11 protein-coding genes are annotated in these 17,781 nt (G+C 64.2%); 3 read left to right on the forward strand and 8 right to left on the reverse strand.

Going from position 1 to position 17,781, the window contains the following annotated elements:
• Positions 1 to 39 precede the first annotated feature (39 nt).
• The 8 genes from DQ397_RS08255 to glnE form a co-directional block, all read right to left on the reverse strand.
• Positions 40 to 1,482, reverse strand: a complete 1,443-nt coding sequence (locus DQ397_RS08255) for a lipopolysaccharide kinase InaA family protein (RefSeq protein ID WP_043212627.1) — start codon at positions 1,480 to 1,482, stop codon at positions 40 to 42.
• Positions 1,482 to 2,234 carry a lipopolysaccharide kinase InaA family protein gene (locus DQ397_RS08260; RefSeq protein WP_043212625.1) on the reverse strand — a complete coding sequence of 251 codons (753 nt, stop codon included), beginning with the start codon at positions 2,232 to 2,234 and terminating at the stop codon, positions 1,482 to 1,484. The genes DQ397_RS08255 and DQ397_RS08260 overlap by 1 nt, the downstream gene beginning before the upstream one ends.
• Positions 2,231 to 2,974 (reverse strand): lipopolysaccharide kinase InaA family protein, encoded by a 744-nt coding sequence (locus DQ397_RS08265; protein ID WP_043212623.1) that lies wholly within the window; start codon positions 2,972 to 2,974, stop codon positions 2,231 to 2,233. Before DQ397_RS08265 ends, DQ397_RS08260 begins: the two co-directional genes overlap by 4 nt.
• A complete protein-coding gene (gene rfaP, locus DQ397_RS08270; RefSeq protein ID WP_043212621.1) occupies positions 2,974 to 3,780 on the reverse strand; it encodes a lipopolysaccharide core heptose(I) kinase RfaP in 807 nt (268 codons plus the stop codon). The genes DQ397_RS08265 and rfaP overlap by 1 nt, the downstream gene beginning before the upstream one ends.
• The gene (locus DQ397_RS08275) at positions 3,777 to 4,901 is read right to left on the reverse strand and encodes a glycosyltransferase family 4 protein (RefSeq protein ID WP_043212619.1); all 1,125 of its coding nucleotides are present in this window, start codon (positions 4,899 to 4,901) and stop codon (positions 3,777 to 3,779) included. Before DQ397_RS08275 ends, rfaP begins: the two co-directional genes overlap by 4 nt.
• The gene (waaC, locus tag DQ397_RS08280; protein WP_043212617.1) at positions 4,901 to 5,959 is read right to left on the reverse strand and encodes a lipopolysaccharide heptosyltransferase I; all 1,059 of its coding nucleotides are present in this window, start codon (positions 5,957 to 5,959) and stop codon (positions 4,901 to 4,903) included. The genes DQ397_RS08275 and waaC overlap by 1 nt, the downstream gene beginning before the upstream one ends.
• A complete protein-coding gene (waaF, locus tag DQ397_RS08285) occupies positions 5,960 to 7,009 on the reverse strand; it encodes a lipopolysaccharide heptosyltransferase II (RefSeq protein WP_043212615.1) in 1,050 nt (349 codons plus the stop codon).
• A 133-nt stretch (positions 7,010 to 7,142) separates the two neighbouring features.
• Positions 7,143 to 10,076, reverse strand: a complete 2,934-nt coding sequence (glnE, locus tag DQ397_RS08290; protein WP_043212613.1) for a bifunctional [glutamate--ammonia ligase]-adenylyl-L-tyrosine phosphorylase/[glutamate--ammonia-ligase] adenylyltransferase — start codon at positions 10,074 to 10,076, stop codon at positions 7,143 to 7,145.
• A gap of 384 nt (positions 10,077 to 10,460) precedes the next feature.
• On the opposite strand from glnE, the gene aceE reads away from it, so the two are divergent.
• From aceE to DQ397_RS08305, 3 genes are all read left to right on the forward strand, one after another.
• Positions 10,461 to 13,106, forward strand: coding sequence for a pyruvate dehydrogenase (acetyl-transferring), homodimeric type (gene aceE, locus DQ397_RS08295; RefSeq protein WP_043212611.1), 2,646 nt, complete (start codon positions 10,461 to 10,463; stop codon positions 13,104 to 13,106).
• 13 nt (positions 13,107 to 13,119) lie between these two features.
• Positions 13,120 to 14,760, forward strand: coding sequence for a dihydrolipoyllysine-residue acetyltransferase (gene aceF / locus DQ397_RS08300; RefSeq protein ID WP_043212609.1), 1,641 nt, complete (start codon positions 13,120 to 13,122; stop codon positions 14,758 to 14,760).
• Positions 14,761 to 15,084: 324 nt separating this feature from the next.
• Positions 15,085 to 17,778 (forward strand): EAL domain-containing protein, encoded by a 2,694-nt coding sequence (locus DQ397_RS08305; protein WP_043212606.1) that lies wholly within the window; start codon positions 15,085 to 15,087, stop codon positions 17,776 to 17,778.
• Positions 17,779 to 17,781 lie beyond the last annotated feature (3 nt).

Consider the following 17,781-nt stretch of genomic DNA (forward strand, 5'->3'; position numbering starts at 1 on the left):
CAGAGCCCTGTCGTGCCTATCGGCCGCGCGGTGTCCGGGCTACTGATCGATGCGCGGCAACAGCGCATCCAGCCGCTGGTGCAACGCGCTGCCGCTTGGCCAGTTGCGCAACATCCGCGCCCGGTCACGGGCATAGGCTGGTGCGAAGCTGAGCTGGGTGGCGTGCTGGCACATGGCATCCAGGTCGATCAGCGACCACTGGCCGTCCTGCCAGAACAGATTGTGTCCTTTGAAATCGCCATGGCTGATGCGCTCGCGAATCAGCTGCTGCATCAGGTGCACCAACGCCTGCACCTGTTCCTCAGGCGCCTCGCCGCTCTCGACGTACGGCTGGAAACACTCGATCAGATCCGGCCCATCGGCATACTCGGTGACCAAAAAGGCTCGGCTGCGCAGGCCCATGACCCGCTGCTCCAGCACCGCCAGCGGCCGCGGCGTGGCGATGTCGAGAAATTCGAGACGGTGCCCTTCGATCCAGGAGTGCCAGGCGCGGCTGGGGCGCCAGAAGCGCTTGAACCAGTGAGCGGTGTTCTTGATGTTGTAGCGCTTGAGCACCAACGTGCGGCCATCGACCTCGATACGCGCCACGCTCGCTGCACCGCCGGTCTTGTACAGATGCCCCGCATCGATCAACGCATCGGCGTTCTGCAGCACCGACAGCATGGCCGGCACTTCGGCGCGACGAATCGCGCGCAGGCCCGAGAGGCTGCGCTCGACGCTGAACAGCGTGCACTCGCGCCCGGCCTTTTCCAGGTAATCCTTCAAGCGCCAGTTGCGCACCTTGTCGATCTGCTTCTGCAAGGCTTCCAACGGCAGGGCATGTTCGGCATTGGCCAACAAGTAATGGACCAGCAGCTCTTCGATGAAAGGCTCCAGGCGCTTGGGCAACTGGGCGAAGAACACGCCGAGGTTTTCCAGCACACGCTGGCGCGACAGTTGCTGGCCCGGGGTCTCGGCCTTGATGCCGCCCCCGTCGATCAAGTACAGCTGACCGCCATGACGCAGCAGGTTGTCCAGGTGCAGGTCTTCTTGCCACAGGCCCTTGGCGTGCATGTGCGCCACAGCGGCGAGCGCTTCGCCCAGCACCTGCTGCTGCTCGTCGGCCAGCACCGGCAGGTTCTCCACCGCTGCCCAGGCGTCGCCCAAGCTCTGGGCGCCTTCGAGTAACTCGAACAGCAACCAGCCGCCTTCGCCTTCCTTCAGGCCATCTGCCAACAGCTGGGGTGTCGTCAGGCCTTGTGCGGCAAGCAACTTCACACCTTCGAGTTCGCGCTGGAAGTGTCGGGCGGCATTGCCACCGACCAACAGCTTGGCCAACACCGGCGTGCCACGCCAGATGCCGGCGCCGACATAGCGTTGCCCCGGCAGCACGCGCAGCAGACTGAGCAATTGCAGGTCCGCGCTGCCGGCCGCATCGGCCAGCGTCACGCTCAGCGGTAACGACGGGCTGCGCCCGGCGCTTTTGAGTTCAGACAAACGCATCAACGCGCCTCCTTTTCACGGCGACGACGCACCAAGCGTTGCAACCAAGTATCGACCAGGCTGCTGTCGCCAGGCTGCTCGAGGTAGGCCCCCAGCAGGCTGCGTACGTCCGCCTCGCCCCAGACGCGGGCACGGCGCAGCAAGGGTTCCAGGTCCTTGAGCCGGTCACGCATGCCCATTAACAGCGGGCGGGTCTTCTCCAGATCGATCAACTGGGCCTGCCAGCCTTCGCGACGCTCACGCAGGAAGATGTGCTTGGGGTAGAAACAGCCGTGCACCTGGCCTGCCGCGTGCAGAGTGCGGGCCAGCTGGCCGCAAGCCTTGAGGATACCCTCGCGCTGCCCGGCTGCCAGTTGCGGCCACTGGGCCAGCAGGCTATCCAGATCGCGCCAGTCATCCAGTGCTCGGGTCATGAGAATGGCGCGGTGCTGGCCGTTGCCCTTGCGTTCACCATAGAACACCGCCTGCAAGGCGGGAATCCTGAGCTTTTGGTAACGGCTGATATTGCGGAACTCACGGGCGAAGGTCGGCTCGCCAAACGGCCGATGCAGGGTCCGCGTGAGGTAGTTGCTCTGGCGCTTGAGGTAGAAGCCCTTGCCCTCGAGCTCCAGGCGAAACACGCTGCTCCAACCGCCACGGCCGGTGTTGGGCTCGTCCACGGCGTCGAGCTGCAGCGCCCACAGCGCCTCGAAGTCATTTAGCCCGTGACGTTGCAGCAACGCCTCGTCGGCACTGGCCAGGTAATCGGTCATTCCCTTCCCTCGAAGAAGCTCACCACCTCACGGATCCGTCGCTTGTCCCTGGAATCCAGGCGCTGGTGACCGCGGTACTGCAGGTAAAAGCGCAGGCGTTGGGTTGCCGACAGGTGGTATTTGGCGACCTTGTCCAGGCACGCCAGGTCCTTGATCAGGCGGTGGCGCAACATCAGGGCACGGCAACCGCGCCAGAAGTCGCCGGTCGGGCAGTCAATGAAGAACAGCGTCGCCTTGTCGTCCACCAGCAGGTTGCGCCACTTCAGATCGTTGTGGGCGAAGTTGTGATCGTGCATGACCCGGGTATGCCTGGCCAGTTGACGGCTGACATGGTCGACCCAGGTGCGGTCGGCCAGGCGCGGGTCCTTGCGTTCGGCCAGGGCGGACAGATCCTCGGTATTGGGCAGTTCGCGGGTGATCATCGCACCGCGGCCAAAACCCAGGCCGTTGCGTTCCAGGCCCCAGGCCACCACTTCGGCGGTGGGGATCCCCCATTTGGCAAATTGCTTGAGGTTCTGCCACTCGGCCTTGATGCGCGGCCGCCCCACGTATCGACGCAGGGCCTTGCCGGCACCGGTGTAGCGTTTGACGTAATAGTTGACCCCATCCCGCTCGATGCGCACCACTTCGCTGAGCGGGTCACGGGTGAGGCGTTCACCTTGAAGGGCGAACACCGCATCGAGACTGCCGAAATCCGCCGCCAGGCCTTCGTAGCCTGGTGCCAGTGTCCAACCCGCCATCAGAGCGCATCCCCATAGCGTTGCTTGCGATCGTAGAGTTTCTGCGCCTTGCGCTCGAGCCAGGCGAGCAGCGCGGCCTCATCGGCCAACACCTGGCGCAACGGGCGCTGGAAGTATCCACGCAAGAAGCGCAGCTTGTCGCGGCGCGTCAGGCCGATGTCCAGGGCCGAGAAATACAAGGCAGCCAGGTCCTTGTCGCGCCAGCGGCGGGTGATCTTGTCACGGGTCTGGGCCCGGTGCAGGTCGATTACCGACAGCTTGAAATCTTCCGGCGTCACCGGTCGATCGGTGTGCAGCAGGAAGTGGCAGATGTAGCAGTCGCGGTGGTTGACCCCGGCACGGTGCATGCCGCCGGTCATCTTCGCCACCTCGGCGATCAGCGCCCATTTCAGACGTGCCTGGGGCGGTTGCTTGACCCAGTCGATGCTGAAGTCTTCCAGGCTGATGGTCGGTGCCAGCTCTTCGGTGACGATGAACGAATGCTGACTCGCCGGGTTGCTGCCGCGCTCGCCGTAGGCCACGGCGGTCATGGTCGGCACGCCGGCTTGGTGTAGACGCTGGATGGCGCGCCACTCCTGGCCGGCGCCGAGGACAGGCAGCTTGGCGCTGAACAGGTTCTTGAAGATCTCGCCCCAGCCGATGCCGCGGTGGATCTTGACGAAGTACCCCTCGCCCTCGACCTCGGTACGCAGCGTGCGGCGGCCTTCCAGTTCACGGAACACTTCGCCCTGCAGGGCCTCCACGGCCTCGAAGGGATCGCGCCCTGCCCACAGGCGCTTGAACGGCTCGGCCAGTATCAGCTTCATGCCTGCTCCTGCCCGAGGATCACGTCGGCGGCGTGCTGCGGCATGCTGTAAAGGTCCGCGGTATCGGCGAAGGCCAGCCCGTTGCGCGCCCAGGCGGCACGCGCCTGGCCGTCTTCGAGCATGCGTTGCAGGTAGCGGTTGAGCTGCTCCTGCTCGAACGGCTCGTCCAGCACCAGGCCGCTGTCGGCCTCGGCAATGTAATGGGCATAGCCGCACACTTGGGAAACCAGCACCGGCAAGCCGGCCACCAGGGCCTCCAGCAGCACGGTGCCGGTGTTTTCGTTATAGGCCGGGTGGATCAGCAGATCGGCCCCGAGCAGGAAGCGCGGGATATCGCTGCGCCCCTTGAGGAACTGCACCTGCTCGCCCAGGCCCAGCGTGGCGCTCTGCAACTGGAACACCTTCGGATCGTCCTGGCCGATGACCATCAGCCGGGTGCGTTTGCGCAGCGCCGAGGGTAACGCTGCAAGCGCCTTGAGGCTGCGGTCCACGCCTTTGGTCTTGAAGCCCGAGCCGATCTGCACCAACAGCAGATCGTCCTCGCCCAGCCCGAACTCCTTGCGAAACTGCGCGCGGATCGCCTCGGCGTCGGCCGGGCGGCGGCGGTCCTGGGAAATCCCCGGCGGCAATAGGTGGAAGCGCTCAAGCGGGGTGCCGTAGTGCTTGATGAACAGCGGCTGCTGCACCTCGGAGATCATCAGCACCTCGGTGCGGGCGTCCTTGGCGAACACGGCGCGCTCGTACTCGGCAAAATGCCGGTAGCGGCCCCAGCGGCGGTACAGGCCGCCGCGCAGGGTCTGGGCCTTGTCCTCGAAGCAGCCGTCGGCGGCGTAGTAGACGTCCAGCCCAGGCATCTTGTTGAAACCGATCAGGCGATCGACCGGGCGCTTGGCCAAGTCCGCGGCCATCCAGGCACTGAGCTTCTCGTTGCGGCGGTGATTGAACAGTGCCTTGACCGGCGCCACCAGCACCTCGAAGCCCGGCGGAATGTCGCCTTCCCAGATCAACGTGTAGACACGGATCTGGTGGCCCCGCTTCTGGCACTCCAAGGCAATGCGCATGAAATCGCGCTGCAGCCCGCCGAAGGGGAAATATTTGTAAAGCACGAAAGCCAGTTGCATCAACGAACATCCTCAGCCAGCAGCAGCGCGCTCAAGCGGCTCGCCACATGCTCGGGATTCAGGCGAGTGAAGCACAGTGGCCACTCGCGTTTGAGATCGAACCGGCGCAGGTCCTCGGCGCTCGGTTTGTAGGTGCACTTCTTCTGCAGGCAGGGCGCGCAGGGGAAGTCGCTGGCCTGATGGACCTGCACACGCCCGTAGGCGCCGGTCAGGCCAGGGTTGGTTGGGCCGAACAGGGAGATGGTCGGCACATCCAGTGCCGCCGCCAGATGGCCCAAGCCGGTATCCACCGCCACGCAGGCCTTGGCCGCCGCCAGTACGCGGGCGACACCTGCCAGGTTCAACTTGGGCAGGACTTCGCAATTCTTCAAGCCCTGGGCGATACGCTCGGCGCGGGCTTTCTCGGCCGGGTTACCCCACGGCAGGCGAACCTGCAGATTGCGGCGCCCAAGGCGCTCGGCCAGTTCGCGCCAATAGGCCTCAGGCCAGTGCTTGGTGGCCCAGGTGGTGCCATGCAGGAACACCACGTATGGCGCGGCAGGCGGCAGTTGCAGGCGATCCAGGTCCAGGCCATAGCGGCCGATGCCTTCGGGCAGGTCATAGGCCAGGGCCAGGGCGAACAGTTGACGCACCCGCTCCACGGCATGCTGGCCGACGGCGACCGACAACCGTCGGTCATAGAAGCGGCTGGCCCAGCCTTCGCGCGCGGAGTAGCGGTCGAGCCCAGCCACCGGCGCCTTCACGTAGCGCGTCAGCCAGGCCGATTTGACCAGCCCCTGGGCGTCGATCACCAAGTCGTACTTTTGCGCGCGCAGACGCTGCTTGAACGCCTTCCATTCGCCGCTCTTGATCGTCTGCCAGAGATTCTTGCGCCAGCGCCGGATGGCCACCGGAATGACCTGGTCGACCGCCGGGTGCCAGCTGGGGATCTCGGCGAAACCTTCCTCCACCACCCAGTCGAAGCGGATACCAGGAAGAGCGTGCGCGGCGTCGGTGATCGCGGGCAGCGTGTGGATCACGTCGCCCAGCGAAGATGTCTTGATGATCAGGACCCGCACTTAGTCGACCTCGGCCAGGACATCGATCAGGTTCGGTCCGCCCAGATGCGTGAGCGCGGCAATCACTTTGCCGGGCTCGAGCAGACGCAGGCAGTTGTAGTGACCGAAGCGGCAGGTGCGATCGAAGCAAGGACTGCATTCGATGCCCAGGCGCACGATCTCAACCTGTTCGGCCAAAGGCGGGGTGAAGCCCGGCGAGGTGGAGCCGTAGACCGCCACCAGCGGGCGATTCAAGGCGGCGGCCACGTGCATCAGCCCGGAGTCGTTGGACACCACGGCATCGGCGCAGGACAACAGGTCGATGGCCTCGGCCAGGGACGTGTCCCCTGCAAGGTTGTAGGACTCCTCGCGCAACCCTGGAATCAGCCGATCCCGGATCGCCTCACCCACTGGGTGGTCGTTCTTCGAGCCGAACAGCCACACCTGCCAGCCCTGACGGATCATCGCGTCAGCGACCTCGGCGTAGTGCTCGGCCGGCCAGCGCTTGGCCTCGCCGAACTCGGCGCCAGGGCACAGCGCCAGCACCGGTCGATCAAGCGCCAGGCCGAACTTGGCCAGCGCGGCGTCACGGCTCTGGGCTTCGATCCGCAGGCTTGGGCGTGGATAGGGCTGTGGCAGCTCGGCCCCTGGCGCATAGGCCAGGGCCATGAAGCGCTCGATCATCAGCGGATAGCGGGTTTTGTCCAGCTTGCGCACATCGTTGAGCAGGCCGAAGCGCATTTCGCCGCGCCAGCCGGTGCGTTTGGGGATGCCAGCGAAAAACGGTACCAATGCCGATTTCAGCGAGTTAGGCAGGAGGATCGCCTGGTCATACTGACCCGCCAGGGATTTGCCGATGCGCCGACGCGTGGCCAGCTCCAGCGCGCCATGGCCGAGCGGGAAGCTCAGGGCTTGGCGCACCTCGGGCATGCGCTCGAGGATCGGCCGGCTCCACTCGGGCGCCAGCACGTCGATCACGCATTCGGGGTGCTGCTGTTTCAGGCACTGGAACAAGGTCTGCGCCATCACCATGTCGCCGACCCAGCTGGGCCCAATGATCAGTATTCTCATGCTTAGTCCAGAAACGCTCGGGGAGGCTCAGCGTTGGCCTGGCCTCCCCTCTTTATATTCAGGCTATGTGGCGGACAGTGTAACACCCAGGCATTTCTACCGCTGATCGCCCCTACAGGGCTGGCGGAGGGCCTCAGGTCAGCCCGAGCTCGCTCCAGATCCGCCGCACCTGGCGACGCTGATCGGCAAACTGACCGGCATCGACGACCCCGGCTTGCTTCTGCAGGGCCTGGCGGTGCGAGGCCGAGCGGAACGCCTTGTATACCTCGCGCAGCAGCACCGCATCGTCGGCCGGCATCAGCCCAGCCTGCTCCAGCTCCTCGAGAATGCGGATGTTGTCGGTCCAGCGCAGCAGGGCCGGGTGGTCGTGGGACCAGGCCAAAGCGGCGTATTGCACCATAAATTCGATATCCACGATACCGCCGGCATCCTGCTTGATATCGAAGGGCATGCCGGCCTCGAACGCATTGGCGGCAGTGCCGGCGGCGGTGCTCTTGGTGCCAAGGTTGTCGCGCATCTTGGCGCGCATCTCGCTCACTTCCTGGCGCAGTTTGTCCAACTCGCGCGGCTTGCCCAGCACCCGGGCGCGCACGTCCTCGAACGCCGCCGCGACCTGCTTGCAGCCCACCAGCACTCGCGCCCGCACCAGAGCCTGGTGCTCCCAGGTCCAGGCCTCGCCCTGCTGGTAGCGCTCGAAGGCACCCACGGAACTGACCAGCAGCCCCGAGGCGCCGGAAGGACGCAGGCGCATGTCCACGTCATAGAGCTGACCGGAGTTGGTCTGGGTAGTCAGCATATGAATGATGCGTTGGCCCAACCGGGTGAAGAATTGCGCACCGTCGATGGGTTTGGCGCCGTCGGTTTCGCCCTGGGGATCGCCATCGTGGATGAACACCAGGTCCAGGTCCGAGCCATGCCCCAGCTCGATGCCGCCGACCTTGCCGTAGCCGACGATGATGAAACCCGGATCGCACAGGCTGCCATCGCTGCGCTTGGGCTGGCCGTGACGGGCCACCGTCTGGCGCCAGGCCAGGGCCAGCACCTGATCGAGGATCGCCTCGGCCAGCCAGGTCAGGTAGTCGCTGACTTTCATCAGGGGCAGGTTGCCGGTGATCTCCGAGGCGGCTACCCGCAGACTGTGGGCCAGCTTGAAGTGACGCAAAGCCTCCATTTGCTGCTCCAGATCGTCCTCGGGAATGCGCGTCAGGCGCTCGCGCAGCTCGCAGGCCAACTCCGGCGCCAGGGGCGGGCTGAACAGCCGGCCTTCATTGAGCAGTTCGTCGAGCAGCAACGGGTAGCGGGCAATCTGTTCGGCGATCCACGGGCTAGCCGCGCACAGCGTCAGCAACCGGCGCAAAGCACCTGGGTTCTCGGTCAGCAGCACCAGGTAGGCCGAACGTCGCGCCACCGCCTCGACCAGCGGCAACAAGCGCTCCAGGACCAGGTCCGGGTCATCGTGCTCCACAGCCTGGGCGAGCAGGCGCGGAATGAAGGCGTCCAGGCGCTCGCGACCGATACGCTGCATGGAGCGCAGCGACGGACTGGAGCGCAGCAACGCCAGGCGACGCAAGGCCTCGGCGGGCTGCTTGAAGCCGGCTTCCTCCAACTGACGGCAGGCGGCCTCTTCATCCTGGGCCTGCTCCCACAGCGGCGACCATTCGCCACCGACGACCAGCTCGCCCTCGCCTTCCTCGTCGTCGGGGTCGGCGATCACCTGGCGGAAATGCCAGTCGATCCGGCCACGCCAGTGCATGAGCTGGTCATGGAAGCTCTGCCAGTCGGCAAAGCCCAGGATAAACGCCACGCGCTCGCGATCCTTTTCGTCCTCCGGCAACATCTGGGTCTGGCGGTCGGCGATGGCCTGGATCGCATGCTCGGTATAACGCAGGAACTCATAGCCCTCACGCAACTCGGCCACCACCGCCGGCGGCAGGTAGCCCTGGCCTTCGAGGGTCGCCAGCACCTTGAGCAGTGGCCGCTGCTGCAGGCTCAGGTCGCGCCCGCCGTGGATCAACTGGAACGCCTGGGCGATGAACTCCACTTCGCGGATACCGCCCGCGCCGAGCTTGATGTTCTCCGACATGCCCTTGCGCCGCACTTCCTGCTGGATCAGCTGCTTCATGGTGCGCAGCGCCTCGATGGCCGAGAAATCCAGGTAACGCCGGTAGACGAACGGGCGCAGCATATTCTGCAGCTGGGCGCCGGCCACCTGGTCGCCGGCCACGACCCGTGCCTTGATCATGGCGTAGCGTTCCCAATCACGCCCTTGGTCCTGGTAGTACTGCTCCAGGGCATTGAACGACAACGTCAGGGCACCGGCCGAGCCGTAGGGGCGCAGGCGCATGTCGACACGGAACACGAAACCATCAACGGTCACTGGATCCAGCGCCTTGATCAGACGCTGGCCCAGACGGGTGAAGAACTCCTGGTTGTCCAGCGAACGCTTGACCCCTTCGGTCTCGCCGCCCTCGGGAAAGGCGAAGATCAGATCGATGTCCGAAGACAGGTTCAGCTCCACCGCGCCCAGCTTGCCCATGCCCAGCACCACCATGTGCTGCGCCTGGCCGCTGCGGTTGCCGATGGGCGTACCGAACTGCTGGCAATGGCGCGGATACAACCATTGGTAGGCCTGGTCGATGGAGGCGTCGGCCAGGTCGGAAAGGTCGCGGCAGGTTTCTTCCAGCGCGGCCTGGCGGGTGATGTCGCGCCAAATGATGCGCACCTGCTGGCGGTTGCGCTCGCGACGCAGGTTGCGCGCAAGCTCCTCCTCGCTCTGCGCCGCTTCGGCGGCGGCGGCGATGCGCGCGCGCAGCTCGCCAGGGGCGAAAGGCCGCTCCAGTTCACCGCTGGCCTGCAGCGTAAAGAGCATGGCCGGCTCGCGCAGGGCCACTTCCAAAACGAAGTCGCTGACTGCAGCCACTTGATCGAACGCATGGCGCTGGGCGGAGTTCCAGGCATCGAAGTCCAGCCCCTCGATACCCGCGATGGCCTCACGCAGGGATTGTTGGTTACGGACGACCAGCGGTTGCAGGACGGCGGGCAGATCGAGCGGCAAAGGCAGGCGCATGGTCTATCCTTGGTCGGCGTGAGTGGGAGGGGTAGAGGCGGCCGAGGGGATGCCGAATGACGGTTGGACTGTCATACAAAAGTTGGAAATAGCTGAAATAAACGAATCATTGGTAAAAAACATCAAGATTCACCCAATCAAAGCCCAGTCCAAACCTACGGGAACGTTTTTCCCCACAACCCGGCATGCGACAAAATGCCGCTTTTCTGTAGTTTTACTACTACCCCGGCTGTTCAAAAGCATGAAATGCCAAACCATTTGTAGTAAAACTACACGGCGCCGGATGACTGTCCGGCTAATCCAAGAATTCACGACGTCTGCCCAAAAGGCCAGTCGCAAACTCAGGCCCCCGATTCTGGTGGCCTTTCCGCCCTGGAGCAAGCCATGCAAGACCTCGATCCCGTCGAAACCCAGGAATGGCTGGATGCCTTGGAGTCGGTCCTCGACAAAGAAGGCGAAGACCGCGCTCACTACCTGATGACCCGTATGGGCGAGCTGGCCACCCGTAGTGGCTCTCAGCTGCCGTACGCAATCACCACGCCATACCGCAACACCATCCCCGTTACCCACGAAGCACGCATGCCTGGCGACCTGTTCATGGAACGCCGCATCCGCTCGATGGTACGTTGGAACGCCCTGGCCATGGTCATGCGTACCAACCTGCGGGATTCGGACCTGGGCGGCCACATCTCGAGCTTCGCCTCCAGCGCCACCCTGTACGACATCGGCTTCAACTACTTCTTCCAGGCTCCTACCGAGGAGCACGGTGGCGACCTGATCTTCTTCCAGGGCCACGCCTCCCCAGGCATCTATGCCCGCGCCTTCCTCGAAGGTCGCATCACTGAAGACCAGATGAACAACTTCCGTCAGGAAGTGGACGGCAAGGGCCTGTCCTCCTACCCGCACCCATGGCTGATGCCTGACTTCTGGCAGTTCCCGACCGTTTCCATGGGTCTGGGTCCGATCCAGGCGATCTACCAGGCACGCTTCATGAAGTACCTGGAAGCCCGTGGCTTCATCCCGGCCGGTAAGCAGAAGGTCTGGTGCTTCATGGGCGACGGCGAGTGCGACGAGCCAGAATCCCTGGGCGCGATCGCCCTGGCTGGCCGCGAGAAGCTGGACAACCTGATCTTCGTCATCAACTGCAACCTGCAGCGCCTCGACGGCCCGGTCCGCGGCAACGGCAAGATCATCCAGGAACTCGAAGGCGTGTTCCGTGGCGGTGGCTGGAACGTCAACAAAGTCGTCTGGGGCCGCTTCTGGGATCCGCTGTTCGCCAAGGACACCAACGGTGCCCTGCAGCGCCGCATGGACGAAGTCATCGACGGCGAGTACCAGAACTACAAGGCCAAGGACGGTGCGTACGTCCGTGAGCACTTCTTCAACACCCCAGAACTCAAGGCCATGGTCGAAGACCTGTCCGACGACGAGATCTGGAAGCTCAACCGTGGCGGCCACGACCCGTACAAGGTCTATGCGGCCTACCACCAGGCGGTCAACCATCAAGGTCAGCCGACCGTCATCCTGGCCAAGACCATCAAGGGTTACGGTACCGGTGCCGGCGAAGCCAAGAACACCGCGCACAACACCAAGAAGGTCGACGTCGACAGCCTGCGTCACTTCCGTGACCGCTTCGACATCCCAGTCAAGGATGCCGACCTGGAAAACCTGCCATTCTTCCGTCCGGAAGAAGGCAGCGCCGAAGCCAAGTACCTGGCCGAGCGCCGCGCAGCCCTGGGTGGCTTCGTACCGCAGCGCCGTGCAAAGAGCTTCAGCATCCCGACTCCGCCGCTGGAAACCCTGAAGGCGATCCTGGACGGTTCGGGCGACCGCGAAATCTCCACCACCATGGCCTTCGTGCGTATCCTGGCGCAGCTGGTCAAGGACAAGGAGATCGGCCAGCGCATCGTTCCGATCATCCCGGACGAAGCCCGTACCTTCGGTATGGAAGGCATGTTCCGCCAGCTTGGCATCTACTCGTCCGTGGGCCAGCTCTACGAGCCGGTCGACAAGGACCAGGTGATGTTCTACCGCGAGGACAAAAAGGGCCAGATCCTCGAGGAAGGCATCAACGAAGCCGGCGCCATGTCGTCGTTCATCGCCGCCGGTACCTCGTACAGCAACCACAACCAGCCGATGCTGCCGTTCTACATCTTCTATTCGATGTTCGGCTTCCAGCGTATCGGTGACCTGGCATGGGCCGCTGGCGACAGCCGCACCCGTGGCTTCCTGATCGGCGGTACCGCTGGCCGTACTACCCTCAACGGTGAAGGCCTGCAGCACGAAGACGGTCACAGCCACCTGATGGCTGCCACCATCCCGAACTGCCGCACCTATGATCCGACCTACGGCTACGAGCTGGCGGTGATCATCCAGGACGGCATGAAGAAGATGACCGAAGAGCAACAGGACGTCTTCTACTACATCACCGTGATGAACGAAGCCTACACCCAGCCTGCCATTCCGGCCGGCGCCGAGGAAGGCATCATCAAGGGCATGTACCTGCTCGAGGAAGACACCCGCGAGGCCGCGCACCACGTGCAGTTGCTGGGTTCGGGCACCATCCTGCGCGAAGTCCGCGAAGCGGCCAAGATCCTGCGCGAGGAATACAACGTCGGCGCCGACGTCTGGAGCGTCACCAGCTTCAACGAACTGCGCCGTGACGGCCTGGCCGTGGAACGCGCCAACCGCCTCAAGCCTGGCCAGAAGCCACAGCAGACCTACGTCGAGCAGTGCCTGGCCGGCCGCAAAGGCCCGGTTGTAGCGTCCACCGACTACATGAAGCTCTTCGCCGAACAGATCCGTCAGTGGGTCCCGAGCAAGGAGTACAAGGTCCTGGGTACCGATGGCTTCGGTCGCAGCGACAGCCGCAAGAAGCTGCGTCACTTCTTCGAAGTCGACCGTCACTTCGTCGTGCTGGCTGCCCTGGAAGCCCTTGCTGACCGTGGCGAGATCGAACCGAAGGTGGTGGCCGACGCCATCGTCAAGTTCGGCATCGATCCGGACAAGCGCAACCCACTGGACTGCTGAGGAGTATTTTTAAGTGAGCGAACTCATTCGCGTACCTGACATCGGCAGCGGTGAAGGTGAAATCATCGAGCTGTTCGTCAAGGTCGGTGACCGTATCGAGGCTGACCAGAGCCTGCTGACCCTGGAGTCCGACAAGGCCTCCATGGAGATCCCAGCACCCAAGGCCGGCGTGATCAAGGAACTGAAAGTCAAGCTGGGTGATCGCCTGAAAGAAGGCGACGAGCTGATGGTCCTGGAAGTCGAGGGTGCCGCTGCGGCGCCCGAGGCTCCGGCCGCTGCTGCCCCGGCTGCCGCAGAGCAACCGGCTGCCGCACCTGCGCCAGCCGCCACCCCTGCCCCAGCTGCTGCGCCTGCTGCCGCCAGTGTGCAGGACATCCATGTGCCGGATATCGGCTCGTCGGGCAAGGCCAAGATCATCGAAGTACTGGTCAAGGCCGGCGACACCGTCGAAGCCGACCAGTCGCTGATCACCCTGGAGTCCGACAAGGCCTCCATGGAGATCCCATCCCCCGCCGCTGGCGTGGTGAAGGAAGTTATCGCCAAGCTGGACGACGAAGTCGGCACCGGTGACCTGATCCTGAAGCTGGAAGTCGCGGGCGCCGCCCCGGCTGCCGCTCCAGCCGCTGCCGCACCGGCCCCTGCCAAGGCCGAGTCGGCGCCAGCCGCCGCGCCTGCTGCAGCGCCAGCTGCGGCTGCTGCACCGGCTCCGGTCGCCACCGCGCCGGCTGCTGGCAGCAACGCCAAGGTCCATGCTGGTCCTGCCGTGCGTCTGCTGGCCCGTGAGTTCGGCGTCGACCTGGGCGCGGTCGCCGCGACCGGTCCGCACGGCCGTATCCTGAAAGAAGACGTGCAGGTCTACGTCAAGGCCATGATGCAGAAAGCCAAGGAAGCTCCAGCCGCTGGCGCGACCGGTGGTGCAGGCATCCCGCCGATCCCGGCTGTGGACTTCAGCAAGTTCGGTGAAGTGGAAGAAGTCGCCCTGACCCGCCTGATGCAGGTCGGTGCCGCCAACCTGCACCGCAGCTGGCTGAACGTGCCGCACGTCACCCAGTTCGACTCCGCCGACATCACTGAGCTGGAAGCCTTCCGCGTTGCGCAGAAGGCCGTGGCCGAGAAGGCTGGCGTGAAGCTGACCGTCCTGCCGCTGCTGCTCAAGGCCTGCGCCTTCCTGCTCAAGGAACTGCCGGACTTCAACAGCTCGCTGGCACCCAGCGGCAAGGCGATCATCCGCAAGAAGTACGTGCACATCGGCTTCGCCGTGGACACTCCGGACGGCCTGCTGGTCCCTGTGATCAAGAACGTCGACCAGAAGAGCCTGCTGCAACTGGCTGCCGAAGCCGCGGCGCTGGCCGAGAAGGCCCGCACCAAGAAACTGTCTTCCGACGAAATGCAGGGCGCCTGCTTCACCATCTCCAGCCTCGGCCACATTGGCGGCACCGGCTTCACGCCGATCGTCAACGCGCCTGAGGTGGCGATCTTGGGTGTCTCCAAGGCCACCATGCAGCCGGTCTGGGATGGCAAGGCGTTCCAGCCCAAGCTGATGCTGCCGCTGTCGCTGTCCTACGATCACCGTGTGATCAACGGCGCCGCCGCCGCGCGCTTCACCAAGCGTCTGGGCGACGTGCTGGCGGACATCCGCACCATGCTGCTGTAACGCAGCCCCTTGCCTCACCCTCCAAGGGGTGAGGCAAGCCTGTTTCGAGCTGCCACGCTCGTACCTCAACCCCGCCACTCTGGCGGGGCTTTTTTTGCCTGATGCCAAAGACGCGAATACGCCGTCAAACTCGCAACCCTTCGCAGGCGAACCCGTTCCCACCACCCCTTCTGGCCTTCAGATTTCCGTACAACCGCCGACAAGCTGTACATAGCTTCCCGCATGGCCGCTTGCCAGCCCTCGGGACATGATGCAACCTTGCCCTAGGCACCGCCGCATAGCTCGTGGCCCGCCGCGCCAACCGCCCTTTCAAGCGAGTCTTCGATGAAAAGCCAACCCGATGCCGCCAGCCGAGTGGCGGCCGAGGTCGTCACGCAGCTCCCCGTGCCTTCACGGCTCGGTATGCTGCGTTTCGAACGGCTCAACGAAGCCAGCTGGGCGATGCTCTATCTCGATCCTGCCTGCGAGCGCCAGTTCGGCCTGCCTGCCGCCGACCTCTGCGCCCTGATCGGCTCACCCTATGCCAGCCTCATGGAGCCAGAGGCGCGCTACAGGCTGCATGACGAGATCCAGCTGCAACTGGCACAGCGTAACCACTACCGGATCCGCTACACCCTGCACACCAGCGGCGCAGCCTTGCGCTTGCTGGAGATCGGCGAAGCCTACCGCCAGCACAACCGCCAGCTGTTGCGCGGCTATCTCATGGTGCTCGATGATCAGCAGGACCAAGAGCCAGAGCTTGGCGAGGACGATCTGGAGTCTCGCAACAGCCGTCTGCAACTGGCCTTGCAGCTCAACCAGCGCGCCCAGCAGGAGCAGCTGCTGCACCTTGAGCGCGTGCGCGCCCAGCAGGACCTTATCCTGCGCCTGGCCCGGCAGCGCTACAGCGCTGAAAACTCCTTGCAGGAGGCGGCCGAGCTGATCACCCGCAGTGCCTGCGAAATCTACAAGGTCGATTGCGCCAGCCTCTGGCATCTGCAGGATCAGCATCTGGAACCGATCAGTGCCTGGCACAGCCTGGATCAGCGTCACTACCTGCCCCAGCCCATCGATGCCAGCTGTTTCCCGGACTACCTCGATGCCCTGCACGCCAGCCGCGCCATCGATGCCCATAACGCCGGCCAGGACCCTCGCACCCGCGACATGGCCGAGACCCTGTACGCAGCGACCAACAATGCCATGCTCGACGCCAGCATTCGCGTCGATGGCCAGGTCGTTGGCGTGCTGTGCCTGGAACAGATCGGCAAGGCCCGTGCCTGGCAGGCCGACGAAATCGCCTTCGCCGGGGAACTGGCCGACCAGGTCGCCCAGGTGATCACCAACCACAATCGACGCACGGCGGCCAGTGCCCTGCACCTGTTCCAGCGGGCCGTGGAGCAGAGCGCCAGTGCCTTCTTGCTGGTCAACCGCGACGGCGTGGTGGAATACGTCAACCCAAGCTTCACCGCCATCACCCAGTACAGCACCGATGAAGTGCAGGGGCGCCATCTGGCAGAACTGCCTGCGCTGGAGAACCTGAGCGAGCTGCTGTTCCACTCGCCCTCGAGCCTGGCCATGGGCAACAGCTGGCAAGGCGAGTTCAAGAGCCGACGCAAGAGCCTGGAACCCTACTGGGGCCAGTTGTCGATTTCCAAGGTCTTTGGCGACAACCGCGAGCTGACGCACTACATCGGCATCTACGAAGACATCACCCAAAGCAAGCTGGCCCAGCAGCGCATCGAACGCCTGGCCTACACGGACAACCTGACCAACCTGGGCAACCGTCCCTCGTTCATCCGCAACCTCGATGAGCGCTTCGAACACATCGGCGACCGGCCCCTGTGCCTGCTGCTGGTGGACATCGATAACTTCAAGCGGATCAACGACAGCCTCGGCCATCAGACCGGCGACAAGCTTCTGGTCAGCCTGGCCCGGCGCCTGCGCAACAGCCTGGGCAGCAGCGATATCCTGGCGCGTTTTGCCAGTAACGAATTCGCCGTGCTGCTCGACGATGCGAGCCTGGAGACCGGCCAGCAAGTGGCCCAGCAACTGCTGCACACCCTCGACAAACCCATGTTCGTCGACAACCAGCTGATCAACGTCACCGCCTCGGTGGGCCTGGCTTGTGCCCCCCTGCACGGCAGCGACCCGCAAAGCCTGATGAAGAACGCAGGCCTTGCCCTGCACAAGGCCAAAGCCAACGGCAAGCACCAGGTCCAGGTTTTCACCGAAGTGCTCAATGCCGAGGCCAGTTACAAGCTGTTCGTGGAGAACAACCTGCGCCGCGCCCTGACCCAGAACGAGCTGGAGGTGTTCTACCAGCCCAAGCTGTGCCTGCGCAGTGGCCGCCTGCTGGGCCTGGAGGCCCTGCTGCGCTGGAACCATCCCGAAAAAGGCATGATCCGCCCCGATCAGTTCATTAGCGTCGCCGAGGAAACCGGGCTGATCATCCCGATCGGTAAATGGGTCGTGCGCCAGGCTTGCCGCATGAGCCAGCACTTGAGCCAGGTCGGCCTAGGCGACCTGCACGTGGCCATCAATCTGTCGCCCAAGCAGTTCTCCGACCCGGAGCTGGTGGCCTCGATCGACACCATCCTCAAGGAAGAAGCCCTGCCACCGCACCTGCTGGAGCTGGAACTGACCGAGGGCCTGCTGCTGGAAGCGACCGTCGATACCCACCGCCAGCTCGACGAGCTCAAGGCCCTCGGCTTGATCCTGGCCATGGACGACTTCGGCACCGGCTATTCATCGCTGAGCTACCTGAAGAAGTTTCCGATCGACATCATCAAGATCGACCGCAGCTTCATCAACGAGATCCCCGACAACCAGGACGATATGGAAATCACCTCGGCGGTGGTGGCGATGGCTCACAACCTCAAGCTCAAGGTGGTTGCCGAAGGCATCGAGACCGCCGAGCAGTTGGCTTTCCTGCGGCGGCATCGCTGCGATGTCGGCCAAGGCTACCTGTTCGACAAGCCGATTCCGGGGCGCGAGCTGGCCGAGCGGCTCAAGCGATATCCACGTGGCCCGGTGGCCTGACAG

The sequence above is a fragment of the Pseudomonas sp. CK-NBRI-02 genome (assembly GCF_008124495.1).
Classification (GTDB): Bacteria; Pseudomonadota; Gammaproteobacteria; order Pseudomonadales; family Pseudomonadaceae; genus Aquipseudomonas; species Aquipseudomonas guariconensis.

What these genes read in the sequence shown, in the direction of transcription:
- DQ397_RS08255 (WP_043212627.1), bottom strand. Translation starts at nt 1,482, where the DNA reads ATGCGTTTGTCTGAACTCAAAAGCGCCGGGCGCAGCCCGTCGTTACCG.
- DQ397_RS08260 (WP_043212625.1), bottom strand. Translation starts at nt 2,234, where the DNA reads ATGACCGATTACCTGGCCAGTGCCGACGAGGCGTTGCTGCAACGTCAC.
- DQ397_RS08265 (WP_043212623.1), bottom strand. Translation starts at nt 2,974, where the DNA reads ATGGCGGGTTGGACACTGGCACCAGGCTACGAAGGCCTGGCGGCGGAT.
- rfaP (WP_043212621.1), bottom strand. Translation starts at nt 3,780, where the DNA reads ATGAAGCTGATACTGGCCGAGCCGTTCAAGCGCCTGTGGGCAGGGCGC.
- DQ397_RS08275 (WP_043212619.1), bottom strand. Translation starts at nt 4,901, where the DNA reads ATGCAACTGGCTTTCGTGCTTTACAAATATTTCCCCTTCGGCGGGCTG.
- waaF (WP_043212615.1), bottom strand. Translation starts at nt 7,009, where the DNA reads ATGAGAATACTGATCATTGGGCCCAGCTGGGTCGGCGACATGGTGATG.
- glnE (WP_043212613.1), bottom strand. Translation starts at nt 10,076, where the DNA reads ATGCGCCTGCCTTTGCCGCTCGATCTGCCCGCCGTCCTGCAACCGCTG.
- aceE (WP_043212611.1), top strand. Translation starts at nt 10,461, where the DNA reads ATGCAAGACCTCGATCCCGTCGAAACCCAGGAATGGCTGGATGCCTTG.
- DQ397_RS08305 (WP_043212606.1), top strand. Translation starts at nt 15,085, where the DNA reads ATGAAAAGCCAACCCGATGCCGCCAGCCGAGTGGCGGCCGAGGTCGTC.